General features: G+C 65.7%; 17 protein-coding genes. 12 read left to right on the forward strand and 5 right to left on the reverse strand.

Annotation, left to right across the window (positions count from 1 at the left end; translation table 11 throughout):
* Positions 1–3: 3 nt before the first annotated feature.
* From whiA to EL272_RS05020, 6 genes are all read left to right on the forward strand, one after another.
* The gene (whiA, locus tag EL272_RS04995) at positions 4–987 is read left to right on the forward strand and encodes a DNA-binding protein WhiA (RefSeq protein ID WP_061787207.1); all 984 of its coding nucleotides are present in this window, start codon (positions 4–6) and stop codon (positions 985–987) included.
* Between the two features lie 121 nt (positions 988–1108).
* Complete coding sequence (gene gap, locus EL272_RS05000; protein ID WP_061787155.1) at positions 1109–2104, forward strand: type I glyceraldehyde-3-phosphate dehydrogenase; 996 nt, start codon at positions 1109–1111, stop codon at positions 2102–2104.
* An 81-nt stretch (positions 2105–2185) separates the two neighbouring features.
* On the forward strand, positions 2186–3397 hold the full coding sequence (locus EL272_RS05005; RefSeq protein WP_014846130.1) for a phosphoglycerate kinase: 1212 nt from the start codon (positions 2186–2188) through the stop codon (positions 3395–3397).
* 1 nt (position 3398) lies between these two features.
* Positions 3399–4172 carry a triose-phosphate isomerase gene (gene tpiA / locus EL272_RS05010; RefSeq protein WP_014846131.1) on the forward strand — a complete coding sequence of 258 codons (774 nt, stop codon included), beginning with the start codon at positions 3399–3401 and terminating at the stop codon, positions 4170–4172.
* A 130-nt stretch (positions 4173–4302) separates the two neighbouring features.
* Positions 4303–4563 (forward strand): preprotein translocase subunit SecG, encoded by a 261-nt coding sequence (secG, locus tag EL272_RS05015; protein WP_234028346.1) that lies wholly within the window; start codon positions 4303–4305, stop codon positions 4561–4563.
* Between the two features lie 33 nt (positions 4564–4596).
* Entirely contained in the window at positions 4597–4953 is a 357-nt protein-coding gene (locus tag EL272_RS05020) for an RNA polymerase-binding protein RbpA (protein ID WP_014846133.1), read from the forward strand.
* Between the two features lie 84 nt (positions 4954–5037).
* Here the strand turns inward: EL272_RS05020 and EL272_RS05025 are convergent, their stop codons facing one another.
* Both EL272_RS05025 and EL272_RS05030 read right to left on the reverse strand, forming a co-directional pair.
* Entirely contained in the window at positions 5038–6156 is a 1119-nt protein-coding gene (locus tag EL272_RS05025) for an SPFH domain-containing protein (RefSeq protein ID WP_244926143.1), read from the reverse strand.
* A 73-nt stretch (positions 6157–6229) separates the two neighbouring features.
* Complete coding sequence (locus EL272_RS05030; RefSeq protein ID WP_061787206.1) at positions 6230–6694, reverse strand: NfeD family protein; 465 nt, start codon at positions 6692–6694, stop codon at positions 6230–6232.
* Positions 6695–6847: 153 nt separating this feature from the next.
* On the opposite strand from EL272_RS05030, the gene EL272_RS05035 reads away from it, so the two are divergent.
* Positions 6848–7951: a GNAT family N-acetyltransferase gene (locus EL272_RS05035; protein ID WP_061787153.1), complete on the forward strand. Its 1104-nt coding sequence runs from the start codon at positions 6848–6850 to the stop codon at positions 7949–7951.
* Here EL272_RS05035 and pgl read toward each other — a convergent pair.
* Genes pgl through zwf form a run of 3 tightly spaced genes read right to left on the reverse strand, consistent with a single transcriptional unit; the run spans position 7933 to position 11116 of the window.
* A complete protein-coding gene (gene pgl / locus EL272_RS05040; RefSeq protein ID WP_014846137.1) occupies positions 7933–8664 on the reverse strand; it encodes a 6-phosphogluconolactonase in 732 nt (243 codons plus the stop codon). The genes EL272_RS05035 and pgl overlap by 19 nt on opposite strands.
* Complete coding sequence (locus EL272_RS05045) at positions 8664–9566, reverse strand: glucose-6-phosphate dehydrogenase assembly protein OpcA (RefSeq protein ID WP_014846138.1); 903 nt, start codon at positions 9564–9566, stop codon at positions 8664–8666. The genes pgl and EL272_RS05045 overlap by 1 nt, the downstream gene beginning before the upstream one ends.
* A gap of 11 nt (positions 9567–9577) precedes the next feature.
* A complete protein-coding gene (gene zwf, locus EL272_RS05050) occupies positions 9578–11116 on the reverse strand; it encodes a glucose-6-phosphate dehydrogenase (RefSeq protein ID WP_014846139.1) in 1539 nt (512 codons plus the stop codon).
* 105 nt (positions 11117–11221) lie between these two features.
* Here zwf and EL272_RS05055 point away from each other — a divergent pair, with 105 nt between their 5' ends.
* The 5 genes from EL272_RS05055 (at position 11222) to EL272_RS05075 (ending at position 16468) form a co-directional block, all read left to right on the forward strand.
* Positions 11222–12586, forward strand: a complete 1365-nt coding sequence (locus EL272_RS05055; protein ID WP_197720298.1) for a DUF4921 family protein — start codon at positions 11222–11224, stop codon at positions 12584–12586.
* Positions 12587–12821: 235 nt separating this feature from the next.
* Positions 12822–13490, forward strand: a complete 669-nt coding sequence (locus EL272_RS05060) for a helix-turn-helix transcriptional regulator (protein ID WP_014846141.1) — start codon at positions 12822–12824, stop codon at positions 13488–13490.
* A gap of 4 nt (positions 13491–13494) precedes the next feature.
* Positions 13495–14934 carry a Fe-S cluster assembly protein SufB gene (gene sufB, locus EL272_RS05065; protein ID WP_014846142.1) on the forward strand — a complete coding sequence of 480 codons (1440 nt, stop codon included), beginning with the start codon at positions 13495–13497 and terminating at the stop codon, positions 14932–14934.
* Positions 14934–16142, forward strand: coding sequence for a SufB/SufD family protein (locus EL272_RS05070; RefSeq protein WP_073969960.1), 1209 nt, complete (start codon positions 14934–14936; stop codon positions 16140–16142). The genes sufB and EL272_RS05070 overlap by 1 nt, the downstream gene beginning before the upstream one ends.
* Positions 16139–16468 (forward strand): non-heme iron oxygenase ferredoxin subunit, encoded by a 330-nt coding sequence (locus EL272_RS05075; protein ID WP_014846144.1) that lies wholly within the window; start codon positions 16139–16141, stop codon positions 16466–16468. Before EL272_RS05070 ends, EL272_RS05075 begins: the two co-directional genes overlap by 4 nt.
* Positions 16469–16473 lie beyond the last annotated feature (5 nt).

Raw genomic sequence — 16473 nt, forward strand, 5'->3', positions numbered from 1 at the left:
CCCATGGCGTTGACCCAGAAGGTGAAAACGGAGTTGGCAGCGGTGGCAACCCCCCACCCGAACGCGCGTAGGGCGGAGGTGGCGACGATGCTCAGGTTCGGTGGCGGGTTGCACCTGGTAGGTGGCCGCATCGTCATAGAGGCGGAACTGGACTCCGCCGCCGCGGCCCGGAGGCTACGAACCTACATCCACGATCTTTACTCCTTGGACTCGGATCTTCTGGTGATCAACGCGACGGGGCTGCGCCGCACCACCCGGTATGCGGTGCGGGTGATCCGTGACGGCGAGGCCCTGGCTCGCCTGACCGGGTTGGTTGACCAACGGCGCCGTCCCGTCCGGGGCCTGCCGGCAGTGGTGGTGGGCGGTTCCATAGCCGATTCCGTTGCGGTGTGGCGGGGGGCCTTCCTGGCCCGGGGATCCCTGACGGAACCGGGGCGGTCCATGGCCCTCGAGGTCACCTGCCCCGGATCGGAGGCGGCGTTGGCGCTCAGCGGCGCAGCCCGGAGACTCGGCATCACCGTGAAATCCCGCGAGTCGCGCGGTGTCGATCGTGTGGTGCTGCGGGACGGCGAGGCCATCGCCGATCTGCTGACCCGGATGGGCGCCCAGGAGACCCGTCTGATCTGGGAGGAGCGCCGCATGCGGCGCGAGGTCAAGGCCCAGGCGAACCGGTTGGCCAATTTCGATGACGCGAACCTGCGGCGTTCCGCCAGGGCGGCGGTGACCGCCAGCGCCCGGGTGGAACGCGCACTGGAGATCCTGGGTGAGGACGCCCCGGCGCACCTGGTGGCCGCGGGCAGGCTTCGCATCGAGCACCGCCAGGCGAGCCTGGAGGAGCTTGGCAAGCTGCACGATCCGCCGCTGACCAAGGATGCGGTGGCCGGGCGCATCAGGCGGTTGCTCGCCACCGCCGACAAGGCGGCGGAGGCGGCGGGCATCCCCAACACGGAGGCCTCGCTGCCGGCTGACTTGAACGATTCCCAATGAATGTGCCGAACCCTTCTGGGATCGGGCTTGAATGGCTAGGATGGAGCTGTCCGAAGGGCGTCGGTTGCGCCACCCAGGTGCGGCGGGCTCCCAGGTATCTCTCGAAGGGGATCTATTCGAAATGACCGTCAAGGTTGGAATCAACGGCTTTGGCCGCATCGGCCGCAACTACTTCCGCGCACTTGTCGCATCCGGCGCTGACCTCGAGGTGGTTGCCGTCAACGATCTCACTGACAACAAGACCCTTGCCCATCTCCTGAAGTACGACTCCATCCTCGGACGCTTCCCCGAAGAAGTCTCCTACGACGATGACGCCATCAAGGTCGGAGGCAAGGAGATCAAGGCCTTCGCCGAGCGGGATCCGGCGAACCTTCCCTGGGGTGAGCTGGGTGTCGACATCGTCATCGAGTCCACCGGTTTCTTCACCGACGCCACCAAGGCCAAGGCCCACTTGGACGCCGGCGCCAAGAAGGTCCTGATCTCGGCACCCGCCAAGAACGAGGACATCACCATCGTCATGGGCGTCAATGACGACAAGTACGATCCGGCCGCCCACAACATCATCTCCAACGCATCCTGCACCACCAACTGCCTGGCTCCCATGGCCAAGGCCCTCAACGACGGTCTCGGCATCGTCAAGGGCCTGATGACCACCATCCACGCCTACACCCAGGACCAGAACCTGCAGGACGGCCCGCACAAGGACCTGCGTCGCGCCCGCGCCGCAGCCCTCAACATCGTGCCCACCACCACGGGCGCCGCTAAGGCGGTTGCTCTCGTGCTGCCCGAACTGAAGGGCAAGCTCGACGGTTACGCGCTGCGCGTTCCCACCCCCACCGGTTCCGCCACTGACCTCACCTTCGAGGCCCCCCGCGAGACCAGCGTCGAGGAGATCAACGAGATCGTCAAGAAGGCCGCTGACGGCCGGGTCCTCGTCTACACCGACGAGCCTCTCGTCAGCAAGGACATCGAGACCGACTCCGCTTCCTGCACCTTCGACTCCCAGCTGACCAAGGTCATCGGCAACCAGGTCAAGGTCGTCGGTTGGTATGACAACGAGTGGGGCTACTCGAACCGCCTCGTGGACCTCACGGCCCTCGTCGGCAGCAAGCTCTGATCTCACCCAAGAAGTGACGCCTCGGCCCCGTCTGCACTCGTGCTGGCGGGGCCGTCGCGTCCCCACCCGAAAGGACCTTCAATGAAGTCTGTCTCTCAGCTCGGAGACCTCGCCGGCAAGCGTGTGGTCGTCCGCTGCGATTTCAACGTGCCTCTGGATGGTGACAAGAACATCACCGACGACGGCCGGATCCGTGCCGCCCTGCCCACCCTGAACGAGCTGCGCGACGCGGGGGCCCGGATCGTCATCCTGGCCCATCTCGGCCGGCCCAAGGGGGAACCCGACCCGAAGTTCTCCCTCGCTCCCGTCGCGGCCCGTCTCGGCGAACTGCTCGGCGCCCGGGTGAAGCTCGCCACCGATGTCGTGGGTCCGTCGGCAAAGGCCACCGTCGAATCCCTCGGGGACGGTGAGGTGGCCCTCCTGGAGAACGTCCGTTTCGAGGCCGGGGAGAAATCCAAGGACGAGGCCGCCCGCAAGGAACTGGCGGAGAAATACGCGGCCTTCGGGGATTTCTTCGTCTCCAACGGTTTCGGTGTGGTGCACCGCAAGGAAGCCTCCGTCTACGACATCGCCAAGCTGTTGCCATCGGCGGCCGGTTCGCTGGTCAAGGCGGAGATCGACGTCCTGGAAGGACTCACCGAGAACCCGAAGCGCCCGTTCGTCGTGGTGCTCGGCGGCGCGAAGGTGGCTGACAAGCTGGCCGTCATCGACAACCTTCTCAAGGTGGCCGACACCCTCGTCATCGGCGGCGGCATGGCCTTCACCTTCCTCAAGGCCCAGGGACTGGGGGTGGGAAATTCGCTGGTCGATGACGCATCCATCGAGGCCTGCACCGGATACCTGAAGGCCGCCGAGGCAGCGGGTAAGCGCATCCTGCTGCCGGTCGACGTGCGTGTCGCCTCCGAGGTCGACTTCGGGGCGCGCACCGTCGGCCAGGTGGACGTGGTCCCGACCGATGCCATTCCCGCCGACAAGATGGGCCTCGATATCGGCCCTGCCACTGAGAAACTGTTCGGCGACGCGGTCCGCCAGGCCAGGTCGGTGTTCTGGAACGGCCCCATGGGGGTGTTCGAGATTCCCGGACTGGAATCCGGCACCCGAGCGGTCGCGCAGGCCCTCACCGAGATTAACGGCATCAGCGTCGTCGGTGGCGGCGACTCGGCCTCCGCCGTGCGGGCCCTCGGATTCCCGGAGGACGCCTTCGGACACATCTCCACCGGCGGTGGCGCATCGCTGGAGCTGATGGAGGGCAAGATCCTCCCCGGCATCGCTGTTCTCAAGGAAGGCAACTGACATGGCACGCAAACCGATCATGGCCGGCAACTGGAAGATGAACCTGAACCACGTCGAGGCGACGGGGCTCGTCCAGAAACTGGCCTGGACCCTGGCCGACAAGGAGTACGACGGCAGCTCCGTCGACTGCGTGGTGATTCCTCCGTTCACCGACCTGCGCACGGTGCAGACCCTGATCGAAGGGGACCGGTTCCCGATCCAGCTCGGGGCGCAGAACGTCTCCGAACACGACTCGGGTGCCTACACGGGTGAGGTCAGCGCCGGGATGTTGTCGAAGCTGGGGGTTCGTTACGTGGTGGTCGGGCACTCGGAGCGCCGCGAATACCACGGCGAGACCGACGCCCTGATCAACGCCAAGGCCCTGAAGGTCCTGGCCGCGGACATGATCCCCATCATCTGTTGCGGTGAGGGCCTGGACATCCGCAAGGAAGGGCGCCACGTCGAGTACACCCTCGAGCAGGTTCGTGGCTGCCTGAAGGGCATCCCCGCCGAGCAGGTGGCCTCTCTTGTCATCGCCTACGAGCCGGTGTGGGCGATCGGGACAGGCGAGGTCGCCACCCCGGAGGACGCCCAGGAGGTCTGCGGCGCGATCCGTGAGGAAATCGCAAAACTGCACGACCGGGCCACCGCGGATGCGGTCCGGATCCAATACGGGGGATCCGTGAAGGCCTCCAACGTGGCCGAGATCATGGCCCAGCCGGATGTCGACGGCGCCCTCGTCGGCGGCGCCAGCCTGAAGGCCGAGGAGTTCGCCGCAATCGTGCTGTTCTCCTGAGCTGAAATTCCGTGATTGGGGTTGTCACCGGAATTTCGCCGGAGGCAACCCCATTTTCGGGACCGTGGTGTGAAACGCTTCGGGCCCCCACGATGTGGTGGATTTGAACCCCTCGGTTAAACTACTCCGCGTGATTGTCCCCCTCGTCAGCTGGCCCATAGTCACCCTGTCGGTCGTCCTGATCATTCTGAGTGCGTTGCTGGCTCTGTCAGTACTCCTCCACAAAGGCCGCGGTGGCGGCATGTCCGACCTGTTCGGTGGCGGCATGTCCACTTCCATGGGCGGTGTGTCCACCGCCGAGCGACGATTGGATCGCATCACCCTTGTGTTGACGCTGATCTGGGCGCTGACGATCATCGGGCTGCTGGTGCTCTACCGCATCGGCATTTGAGAAGAGAATGTTTCCGAACCCTGAGGAGTAGTTGTGGCAGGTGGCAACGCCATCCGCGGTAGCCGTGTCGGCGCCGGACCAATGGGTGAAGCCGAGAGGGGCGATGCGGCCCCAAGACTTCACGTCTCCTACTACTGTGCCAGCGGGCACGAAACCCGTCCCGCCTTCGCCGCCGACGCGGTGATCCCCGAATCCTGGGATTGTCCCCGCTGCGGGTTGCCCGCCAACACCGATGCGGAGAACCCGCCGCCACCGCCGAAGATCACCCCGTACAAGACCCACCTCGCCTACGTGAAGGAACGCCGCACCGACGCGGAGGCGGCCCAGATCCTGGAGGAAGCGGTGTCCTCGCTGAGGGCCCGCCGGGCAGCCGGCGAAATCCTCTACTGACGAGACGAACAACCCAGTTGTGAGCGAATCCCCGCCCGGACGGAACGGACGGGGATTCGCTCTTTCTGTTTCCAGGGTTGTGTGTCACTGAGCGTCGTACGGACCGCCGGGGTGTGGCCCCCAGGCCCCCGGGGAATCTGGGTCCTGGTGTTGCGGTTGCGGGGAGGGCTGCCCCAACCGCCGGTTGCCTCCTGTGCCTTCCATGGCCTGGGCGTCGGCTATGGCCTGCTTCACCGTGGCGTCGCTCTGTTCGTGGTCCTTGCGTGCCTGTTCCGCGATCTCGGCGTGCACGTCGACCGGTTCCGGGGCGGAGAAACGCTGGGAGGCCCGCGAGACGTAATCCCGCACGTCGGTGGAGTTCGCCACCTGCCCCAAGCCCTTCAGGGCGTCGCTGAGTTCGCTGGGAACGATCCACATCTTGTTCGAATCGCCATTGGCCAGGCGGGGCAGCATCTGCATGTACTGGTAGGCCAGCAGGGCCTGGTCCGGTTCCGCGGCGTGGATGGCGCTGAAAACCGTGGTGATGGCTTGGGCCTCACCCTCGGCGCGCAACATCTGGGCCTGCCGGTCGGCCTGGGCGCGGAGAACGGCCGCCTCGCGATCACCTTGGGCGCGGAGGATCGCGGCCTCCCGGTCGCCGCCAGCGGAGAGGATCTGGGACTGGCGCTGGCCCTCGGCCAGAAGAATCGAGGCCCGCTTGTCGCGTTCCGCACGGGCACCTTTCTCCATGGCGTCACGGATGGTCGGAGGCGGCTCGATGGCGCGCAACTCGACCCGGTTGACCTTGATCCCCCATTTGCCGGTCGCCTCGTCCAGCACCGCGCGCAGACGGTTGTTGATCTCCTCCCGGGAGGTAAGGGTGGCTTCCAGATCCATGCCACCGATGATGTTGCGCAGTGTGGTCATGGTCAGCTGCTCGATGGCGGCACGGTAGTTCTGTGCCTCGTAGGCGGCCCGGACCGGATCGACGATCTGGAAGTAGATCACCGAGTCGATCGAGACTATGAGGTTGTCCTCGGTGATGACGCCCTGGGGTGGGAACGGCACCACTTCCTCGCGCATGTCGAGGATGTAGCGGATCCGGTCGAGGAAGGGCACCATGAGGTGCGGCCCGGGATCGAGGACCCTGCGGAACTTGCCCAGGCGTTCGACTATGGCCACCTGCTGTTGGCGGATGATCTTCAGGGTCGCGGCCAGCACCATGACCACCAGAACGGCCAGGATGCAGAGAATCAGGGTGAATACGGGCGGCAATGTTTCTCCTTGCGGTTTCGGATCAGTTGGCGATGGGATAGACGATCAGGGTGATGCCGTCGAGTTTGTAGACCTCGATCCTCTCCCCGGCTTCGATCACGATGGCCTCGTCGTAGCTGCGGGCCTGCCAGATCTGCCCGTCGATCTTGACCTCACCCGAGTTCGAGGTGATCCGGGAGACGACCTCCCCGAACGAGCCGATCAACTTGTCGAGTGAGGAACGGTATCCCGGGGCACGACGGGCCTTCTCCAGAAGCGTGGGGCGCAGCAGGAAGAGCGTCGCCACCGCGGTGGCCAGGGCGACGATCACCTGGAGCCACAACAGGTGGGGGAAAAACAACGCGACCACGCCGCCGGCGAGGGCACCGGCCGCGAGCATCAGCAACGTCAGGTCCAGGGTGAGCAACTCGGCAACTGCCAGCAGCAACGCCAGCACGCCCCACGCCGCCCACGGGTTCTGGCCGAACCAGATCAGGAAATCAGTCATGGCGGCTCCCGGTTCGTCGTCCGAAAGTGAATTGCGGCCCACCAGGCCTCGGGTGCGCATTGAAACCAGTGGCTCTCCGCACCGGTTTCATATCCTTCTCCATGAATCAACGCTACCGGAAACGTGGCCAGAACCGGAGGATAGGGTGAGGCCATGAGCGATTTTGAGATCCGCGAATTCACGCTTCCCGGGAGCGCGAATGAGGAATGGATTGCCTACTGTCGCATGAACACCGATGACAGCGTCGAGGCGCTCGGCCCCCAAGGGCCTCGGAACAGTCCGGAGGCCGACCTGAGAGCTGCGCATGCCGCCCTTACCGAGAGCCGGGTGCGACGCTGGCTGGCCTGGGTCAAGGACCGGCCCGTCGGTTTTGCCAGGCTGGTGGTGGATCTCGTGGACGAGCCCGAAGGTGCGATGGCGCACGTCTACGTCAGGCCCGGGTACAGGCGGCGGGGAATCGGGCAGGCGCTCGCGGAGGTGGTGCAGTCAGCCCTGGAACCCGGAACCCGTTACGTCAACCTCGAGGTTCCGACCCCGGTGCCGGGCCCGGGCGACGAAGCGTTGCCCAGTCCCGTTGGGGAGGGGGCGCTGTTGGCCTCCAGCCCACGAGCGCGGTTCGCCCTGCGTTACGGCTTCGTCCTGGGACAGGTGATGTGGTACTCCCATTACGAATTCGCCGCTCCGGCCGTCGCGCTGAGCGATGTTCTCGCCACGGCCGGGGCCGCGGCCGGGCCGGACTACGAGGTGCACTGCCTGGAGGGGGAGGTACCCCCGGGGTGGGCGGCCGGTGTTGCAGTGCTGAAACAAAGCATGAGCACCGATGCGCCACCCGGTGGGCTGATCATTCCCGAGACATCCTGGGATGCGGACCGCGTGCACGCGGAGTACGCGCGATTCAGTTCGACGAACCGGCTTTTCCTCGGGATCGTGGTGCACGAACCAACAGGAAGGGTCGTGGCGTTGAATGAGCTGTCCGCATCGCGTGAGTGGCCCGACGGCATGATCCACCAGAGGGACACCATCGTGCTTTCCGAGTATCGCGGCCACCGGTTGGGAACGCTGGTCAAGGCCGCCAACCTGGAGGCGGTGCACGCCGCCCTGCCTCAGGCCCCCGCGGTCCACACTTTCAATGCGGCCGAGAACCATCACATGCTGGCCGTCAACGAGAACCTCGGATTCCGCCGGGCCGCCGCGCTCGGAATGTTCCAGGCCGTCAGGGAACCCGTGGAATCTGCCGCTCAGAGCGGGCAGACGTAGCGGGGAGGCAGCTTCGAGGCGGCCGCGTCGTCGATGAACCAGTACGTGGCCTGCTGTCCATGGGCGTGGGAAGCCGGCAGGGTCTTGTCGCCGCCTAGGGCCCGGAGCAGCGCGTCGGCCTTGCCGGTGCCCGTGACGATGAACCAGATCTCTTCGGATCGGTTGAGGGTCGGGATCGTCAACGAGATGCGTTCCGAGGGTGGTTTCGGGGAATCCGTCACCCCGATCACGCTGCGGGAGGTGGACTCGAAACTCGGGTGCCCCGGGAAGATCGAGGCGACGTGACCGTCCGGCCCCATGCCCAGGAAGGTCAGGTCGAAGCGGGTCTTCCCCAACTCGGCAGCGTATTCGGATGCGCTGTCGTGTGGGTCCGCGCGGCCGTCGCGTGCCGCCATCATGTGGATCCGTGCCGACTGGATGGGCAGGGTGCGTCCCAGCCGGCTGATGGCCTGGAGGGAGTTCCTGTCGGGATCCGTGGCGGCCACGAAACGCTCATCCCCCCACCACAGGTGAAGGCGTCCCAGGTCGAGTTTCGCCTCGGCGGACAGGTCCGCGAAACGTTCGTAGACCAGGTCCGCTGTGCCACCACCGGTCAGGCACACGTGCACCTCCTCGCGGCTGCCCAGCAGTTCCGTGGTCTTCTGCATGAACCGGCGGGCGACCACGTTCGCCACCTGCTGCGCCGATTCCAGGCGCACCACCCGGGTGAACATCACTCACCCACCCGCGTGGCGATGTGGCTCACGACCGACTCGAAGACGGCATCGGGATCCATACGTTGCAACTCCTCCGTGAGCAATTCGGTGAGAGGACGTCGTTTCAACGCCACTTTCCGTTCGGGCTGGCCCGGAACGGCGTAGCGGGCGATGGTCTCGGAGCGGCCCCTGTTGATGACGATGTCTCCCTGGTCGGTGGTCAGCCTCGCCTCCGAGATTCCCGGTTGGTCGCTGTCCTCGTGCAGCACCGGGACCCCCAGCTGCTGCTCCAGCCAGGTCACCAGCAGGGTGGAGCAGGCGTTGTCGGGGGTGGAACGCACCAGGGCGGAGGTGACGCGGTGCGGGAACTGGTCCAGGGCGGCGGCCAACAGGGCACGCCAGCGCGTGATCCGGGTCCAGCACAGGTCCGTGTCGCCGGGGACCAGGTTGCGGGCGCGGATCGCCAGGGCCAGCTGCGGATCCGGTGCCCCCATCGAGTCGGTGATCCGGCGGGTGGCCAACCTGCCGATCGGGTCCTGGGCGGGGGCGTCGGGGGCCTTGTGGGGCCACCAGGCGATCGTGGGGGAGTCGGGCAGCAGCAGGGGCAGTACGACGGAGTCGCCGTGCGAGGCCAGCTCGCCGTGCAGTTTGAGGGCGATCAGGTCTCCCGGGAGTCCCTCACCGACCTGGATCTTCGCGTGGAGGCGGGTTTCCCCGCCGGCCTTGGAGACGACGATGACCCGCGACGGGTGCGCCGTGGCGGAGGCCCGGGCGGCGGAGAGCACCTCGTCCTGGTGGTAGTCGTCGGTGATCGCCAGCAGCGTCAGGACCATGCCGCTGGTCGGCCCGACCTCCCGGTGGGCCCTGATCAGCGCGGAGGTGATGTCCTGCGTCGTGGTGTTGTTGAGTTCGATGATCACGGCTTCCTCCTCTACGGCCTGCGCCAGGTGTTGCCGTCACGGGCCAGCATCTCGGCGGCGCTGGCGGGACCCCAGGTGCCCGCCGCGTAGGGATCCGGCTGGGTGGGCAGCGAGTCCCAGTACTCGAGCACAGGGTCCAGGATCTTCCAGCCGAGCTCCACCTCCTCGTGCTGCGGGAACAGGGGCGGATCGCCCAGCAACACGTCCAGGATCAGGCGCTCGTAGGCCTCCGGGGAGGTTTCCGTGAAGGAGCCACCGTAGACGAAGTCCATGGAGACGTCACGGATTTCCATCTGGGTGCCCGGCACCTTGGCCCCGAACCGGAGGGTGACGCCCTCGTCGGGCTGGACGCGCATCACCAGGGCGTTCTGTCCCAGGGCCGCGGTCTCGGTGGCGGGGAAGGGCAGGTGCGGTGCCTGCTTCAACACCAGGGCGACCTCCGTGACCCGCCTAGGCATGCGTTTGGCGGTCCGCAGATAGAACGGGACCCCGGCCCAGCGGCGGTTGTCGACATCGACGCGGATGGCGGCGTAGGTCTCGGTGCGGGAATCGGGGGAGACGCCATCCTCCTCCAGGTAGCCGCGCACCAACTGGCCCCCCTGCCAGCCCGTGGCGTACTGGCCGCGGGCCGTGTGGGCCGCGTAGTCGGAGGGGACCCGGGCGGCCGCCAGCACCTTTGTCTTCTCCGTGCGCAGCTGCGAGGCCTCGAAACTGGTTGGTTCCTCCATCGCGACCAGGGCGAGCAGCTGCAGCAGGTGGTTCTGGATGACATCGCGTGCCGCCCCGATCCCGTCGTAGTACCCGGCCCGGCCGCCGATGCCGATGTCCTCGGCCATGGTGATCTCCACGTGGGAGACGTAGTTGCGGTTCCAGAAGGGTTCGAACAGTTCGTTGGCGAAACGCATCGCCAACATGTTCTGCACCGTCTCCTTGCCCAGGTAGTGGTCGATGCGGAACACCTCGGGGGGCGAGAAGAGCTGGCTCACGACGTTGTTCAGTTCACGGGCCGAGCGCAGGTCGTGCCCGAACGGTTTCTCGATCACCACCCGGTTCCAGGTGTTCTCGCCGTCGCCGGTGATGGCGTTGCGTTTGAGCTGGGAGATCACCTGCTCGAAATACGACGGAGGGATGGACAGGTAGAAGGCGTGGTTGCCGCTGGTGCCGCGGGCCTGGTCGAGTTCCTCAAGGGTGGTGCGGAGCCGCTGGAAGGCCTCGTCGGAGTCGAACGTGCCCGGCACGAACCGGATACCTTCCAGAAGCTGTTCCCAGACCTCCTCCCGGAAACGGGTGCGGGCGTTCTCCTTGACCGCGTCGTGGACCACCTTCGCGAAATCCTGATCGGCCCAGTCGCGGCGGGCGAAACCCACCAGGCCGAAACCGGGGGGAAGCAGGCCACGGTTCGCCAGGTCGTAGACGGCCGGCATCAGTTTCTTCCTGGAAAGATCGCCCGTGACGCCGAAGATCACCAAGACGCAGGGGCCCGCGATCCTCGGCAGTCGCCGGTCCCGGGGGTCGCGGAGCGGATTGCTGCTGGTCACAGTTCCGACCATACCGGTTGCCGCTGCACCGGGAGTCCCGTGGAACGGATGGCGACCAGGTTTTGCAGCGGCCCGGCCATCCCGCGACCCCACTCGCGGGGTGGAATTTTCCCGGTCGTGGGACATCCGAACCCGGTGATGATCTACGGTTGCGCCATGCAGCCCTACGTCAGGCAACCCGAGTATCTGTCCACCATGGCCGACGGAACGGTGAAACAGGTCGGTCCGCTCACCGGAACCGAGGTGTGGACCGTACCGGGACGGGGCAACCGGCCCCTCGGTCTTCAACGCCCCGAACCCCACCCCATCGACGAGACGGCCCACGGTACCCACTGCGCCTTCTGCGAGCAGCGTTACCTGGAGACCCCGCCGGAAAAGGCCCGCGTGGTGCGCTCCGGAGACGAATGGGAAACGCTGATGGAGCTTCCCGCGGAGAAGCTGTTCACCACGACCGCCGAGTTCCGTTGCGTTCCGAACTTGTTCGAGATCCTGAGCTTCGACTACTGGCGCGCCAATTACGGGTTCGAGCTTCCGGAGTCCGCGGCCCGGCATCAACGGGCCTACCTGGCATCCCCCGAGGGACTGGAACACGTGTTGCGGGTGGCCGAGACGAAACTGCGGGCCTCCGGGCACGGCACCGGCCAGGTCGCCGCGATGACCCGGGAACAGCGCCTGGAGGCGGCTTCCGGTTTCTTTGGTGGCGGACATGACGTGATAATCGCCAGGCGGCACTTCGTCGACGGAGCGGTCGATGACACGCAACTCGCCGGTTCCGGGACCCTGACCCCCGAGGAACACGAGAAATTCATCGCCTTCACGATCGACTCGGTGCGCCGCAGCTACGAGAACAACCGGTACGCCCGCTACGTGACCGTTTTTCAGAACTGGCTGAAACCTGCGGGCGCGTCCTTCGACCATCTCCACAAACAGCTCGTCGCCATCGACGAACGAGGCGTCCAGCACGAGGTGGCGCTCGCCCGGCTTCGGCAGGACCCGAACCTGTTCAACGAGGTGGGACCGAACTACGCGGGCTACCACAACCTGATCGTCGCCGAGAACGACCACGCGGTCGCCTTCGCGGGCTTCGGACATCGCTATCCCACCCTGGAGATCTACTCCTGCTCCGAGTTCTCCGATCCCTGGGAGCAGACCGCCGAGGAGGTACGAGGCATGTCGGACCTGATCCATGCAATGCACGCCGCCACCGGGGTCGACGTGGCCTGCAACGAGGAATGGCATTACCGGCCGATCGACGTCGCGCTCCCGATGCCGTGGCGGGTGATGCTCAAGTGGCGGGTCTCCACCCTCGCCGGTTTCGAGGGGGCCACCAAGATCTACCTGAACACCATCTCGCCCGTGATGTTGCGCGACAGGGTGGTCGAGAAACTGCTCGCCCTTAGGGAAGCGGGCCGGCTGGCTCCCGGGATCCGGATCGCCACGGAAACCCGGTGCCGCCCCAATCCGCTGCGCTACTCCCGCTGAGGCCACGTGAACCGGGATTCCCTCGCGGGCCTTCGGGTTGCGCCGCGGCGGGCGACGAGTATTGTTGCGGAAGGGGCTTGGAATCCCGGGGACCGGTTTGACCTGGGAGAAGGATGGGACCCCTCCGACCGCGCCGGGGGTGGCCGTGGGCTGTGATGGTTAGGCTGCCCTAGCTTGATACGCTTGGGAGATTCCGAAAGACTGGCGTGTGCAAAATCGCTGGGAGGAGGGTGTCATGAGCGCAGCCATGCAGGAAACCGACAACTCCACCCGAGAACGGGTGGTTCGCTCCATCCTGGGGCACGGGCCATCCACGGCACGAGAACTCGCCGAACGCTTGAACCTGACCCCAGCTGCCATCCGCCGCCACTTGTCGGCCCTCCTGGAGGAGGGAACCCTGGGTTCGCGTGAGCAGCGGGTCTACGGGGCGCGCGGCCGGGGCCGTCCGTCGAAGGTGTTCTTCCTCACGGACGCGGGACGTTCCGAGTTCCACCAGGCCTACGACGAGTTGGCCATAGTCGCCATCCGGAGGTTGATCGAGGCTGCCGGTCCGCAGGCCATGGTCGACCTGGCCTCGGAACGCGTGGACGAGATCGAGAGCCGATTCAACGAATTGCGCGAGGCCCATCCCGAACGCACCCCCATCGAGCTGCTCACCGAGGCGCTGGGAGCCACCTACGCACCTTCGGTCAAGCCGGTCCGTTCGGGCGACCAACTGTGCCAGCACCACTGCCCGGTGGCGCACGTCGCCGCCGAGTTCCCTCAGCTCTGTGAGGTCGAGACCCAGCTGTTCTCGCGGCTGCTGGGCAGCCACGTCCAGCGGCTCGCGACCATTGCACACGGGGACGGAGTGTGTACCACCCACGTCCCCAACCCCGTCATCCCGAGCAAGATCAGGAAGTAACCACATGACGACCACGCCACAGGCCCCCGGAGTGGGGGCCACGCAGGACGAGCACCTGGAAGCCCTCAGCGGCTACCAGTACGGCTGGCACGACTCCGATGCCGCCGGCGCTGCCGCCCAGCGAGGTCTCAGCGAGGCCGTGGTCCGGCACATCTCCGAGTTGAAGGGCGAACCCGAGTGGATGCGGGACCTGCGTCTGAAGGCCCTCAGGTTGTTCGGCAAGAAACCGATGCCAGCCTGGGGCGCGGAACTCGACGAGATCGACTTCGACAACATCAAGTACTTCGTCCGCTCCACGGAGCGTCAGGCGCAGACCTGGGACGACCTGCCCGAGGACATCAAGAACACCTACGACAGGCTCGGCATCCCCGAGGCGGAGAAGGCTCGTCTCGTGGCGGGAGTCGCGGCCCAGTACGAGTCCGAGGTGGTCTACCACAACATCAATCAGGAACTGGAACGGCAGGGCGTGATCTTCCTCGACACGGACACCGCCCTCAAGGAACATCCCGAGATTTTCAAGGAACACTTCGCCAGCATCGTCCCGGCGGGTGACAACAAGTTCGCGGCACTGAACACCGCCGTCTGGTCCGGCGGATCCTTCGTGTACGTGCCCAAAGGGGTTCACGTCTCCATTCCATTGCAGGCCTATTTCCGGATCAACACGGAGAACATGGGCCAGTTCGAGCGGACCCTGATCATCGTCGACGAGGACGCCTACGTGCACTACGTCGAGGGCTGCACCGCGCCCATCTACTCCTCCGACTCGCTGCACTCGGCGGTGGTGGAGATCATCATCAAGAAGGGCGCTCGCTGCCGCTACACGACGATCCAGAACTGGTCCAACAATGTCTACAACCTGGTGACCAAGCGCGCCGTCTGCGAGGAGGGCGCCACCATGGAGTGGGTCGACGGCAACATCGGTTCCAAGGCAACCATGAAATACCCGGCCGTCTACCTCATGGGTGAGCACGCCCGTGGTGAGACCCTGTCGATCGCCTTCGCCGGCGAGGGGCAGCACCAGGACGCCGGTTCCAAGATGGTGCACTGCGCTCCCCACACCTCCTCGTCGATCATCTCGAAGTCGGTTGCCCGCGGCGGTGGTCGCGCATCCTACCGTGGCCTGGTCAAGGTCGATGCGGGGGCGCACCACTCCGCGTCCTCGGTGAAATGCGACGCCCTTCTGGTGGACACCGTATCCCGTTCCGACACCTATCCCTACGTGGACGTTCGTGAGGACGACGTCTCCATGGCCCACGAGGCGACCGTCTCCAAGGTCTCCGATGACCAGCTGTTCTACCTCATGTCCCGAGGCATGGAGGAGGACGAAGCGATGGCCATGATCGTGCGCGGTTTCGTCGAGCCCATCGCCAAGGAACTCCCCATGGAATACGCCCTGGAACTCAACCGGCTCATCGAGCTGCAGATGGAAGGTGCGGTCGGCTGATGTCGGCCCCGGAACGAAACGGACAAGAGGAAAAAAAGTTGAGCACCACTGCTGCAGCGAATGGGATCGGAGCCGTCGAGACCGTCGCATCTCATCTTCATCCCACCCCGTCATGGAACGTCGCCGATCATCCGAAGCCGACAGGTATGGAGGAGATCTGGCGCTTCACCCCGCTGAAACGTCTTGCCGGGCTGTTGACCGAGGGCGACGTGCTTCCCGGACTCGACTGGGAGGGGGAAACCCCTGCTGGCGTGGAGTTCACCGTCATGCCCGTAAGCGCACTGCGGGACCTCGCTGTCGAACCTCCGGTGGACCGTGTCGCGGCCCTGGCGGTGGCTCGCAGCGCGGAGCTGGCGCTCATGCGTGTCCCAGCAGACACCGAACTCGACCAGGCCAACGTCCACGTCGGGACCGGGAACGGCGTGGAGGCGGCAGAGGTTTTCGTGCTGGAGGTCGGAGCCAACTCCCGCGCCACCATCGTGTTCCACTACAAGGGCAGCGGATCCTACGCCGCGAAGTACGACATTCGGGTCGGTGATGGAGCCGAGGTGAACCTCGTGTACGTCAACGACTGGGATGCCGATGCCATCCACGGCGGCCAGATCAGCCTCGAGGTCGGACGTGACGCCCGGGTCCGCACCGTCCAGGCATCGCTCGGTGGCGCCGTGATCCGGCTCCAGGAGAACGCCCGCTTCGCAGGCCCCGGCGGTGAACTCGAGCAGTACGGTCTCTACTTCGTCGATGCTGGGCAACACATCCAGCACCGCCTCTTCGTCGACCACAACGCCCCGAAGACCAGATCCAACGTGGACTATCGCGGTGCGCTGCAGGGCGAGGGTGCGAACTCGGTGTGGATAGGTGACGTGCTGATCCGGAAGGTCGCCGAGGGCATCGAAACCTACGAGTCCAACAAGAACCTCGTCCTCACCGATGGCTGCCGGGCCGATTCCGTTCCCAACCTGGAAATCGAGACAGGCGAGATCGAAGGAGCCGGTCACAGCTCCACCACCGGCCGGTTCGATGACCTCCAGCTCTTCTACCTGCGCTCCCGCGGCATCCCGGAGGCCGAGGCCAGACGCCTCGTCGTGCACGGTTTCTTCAACGACATCATCCGGCGCATCGGCGTTCCCGAGATCGAGGAGAGGCTGCTGGTCCAGGTGGAGAAAGAACTCGACATGGCGGCCGAGGCCATGAGGGCAGCTCAGTGAGCTTCGTCGCCGTCGCCACCCTCGACGAGCTGATCCCCGAGATACCGCTCGCCGTCGACGAACACGAGATCGCCATCGTGCTTCACCGGGGCGAGTACTTCGCCATCCACAATCTCTGCAGTCACGGGCACGTTCCCCTGAGCGACGGGGATGTCGAGGACGGCTCGATAGAGTGCTACCTCCACGGCTCCCGTTTTGACCTGCGAAGCGGCCGCGCCCTCTGCCTGCCAGCCACGGAACCCGTCAACGTCTACCCGGTCCAGATCGATGACCAGCAGGTGCTGGTCGATCTCGACCACCCCATCACCGAATTCCAGGAGTCCTGAAAACC

The sequence above is a fragment of the Arachnia propionica genome (assembly GCF_900637725.1).
Lineage (GTDB): Bacteria > Actinomycetota > Actinomycetes > Propionibacteriales > Propionibacteriaceae > Arachnia > Arachnia propionica.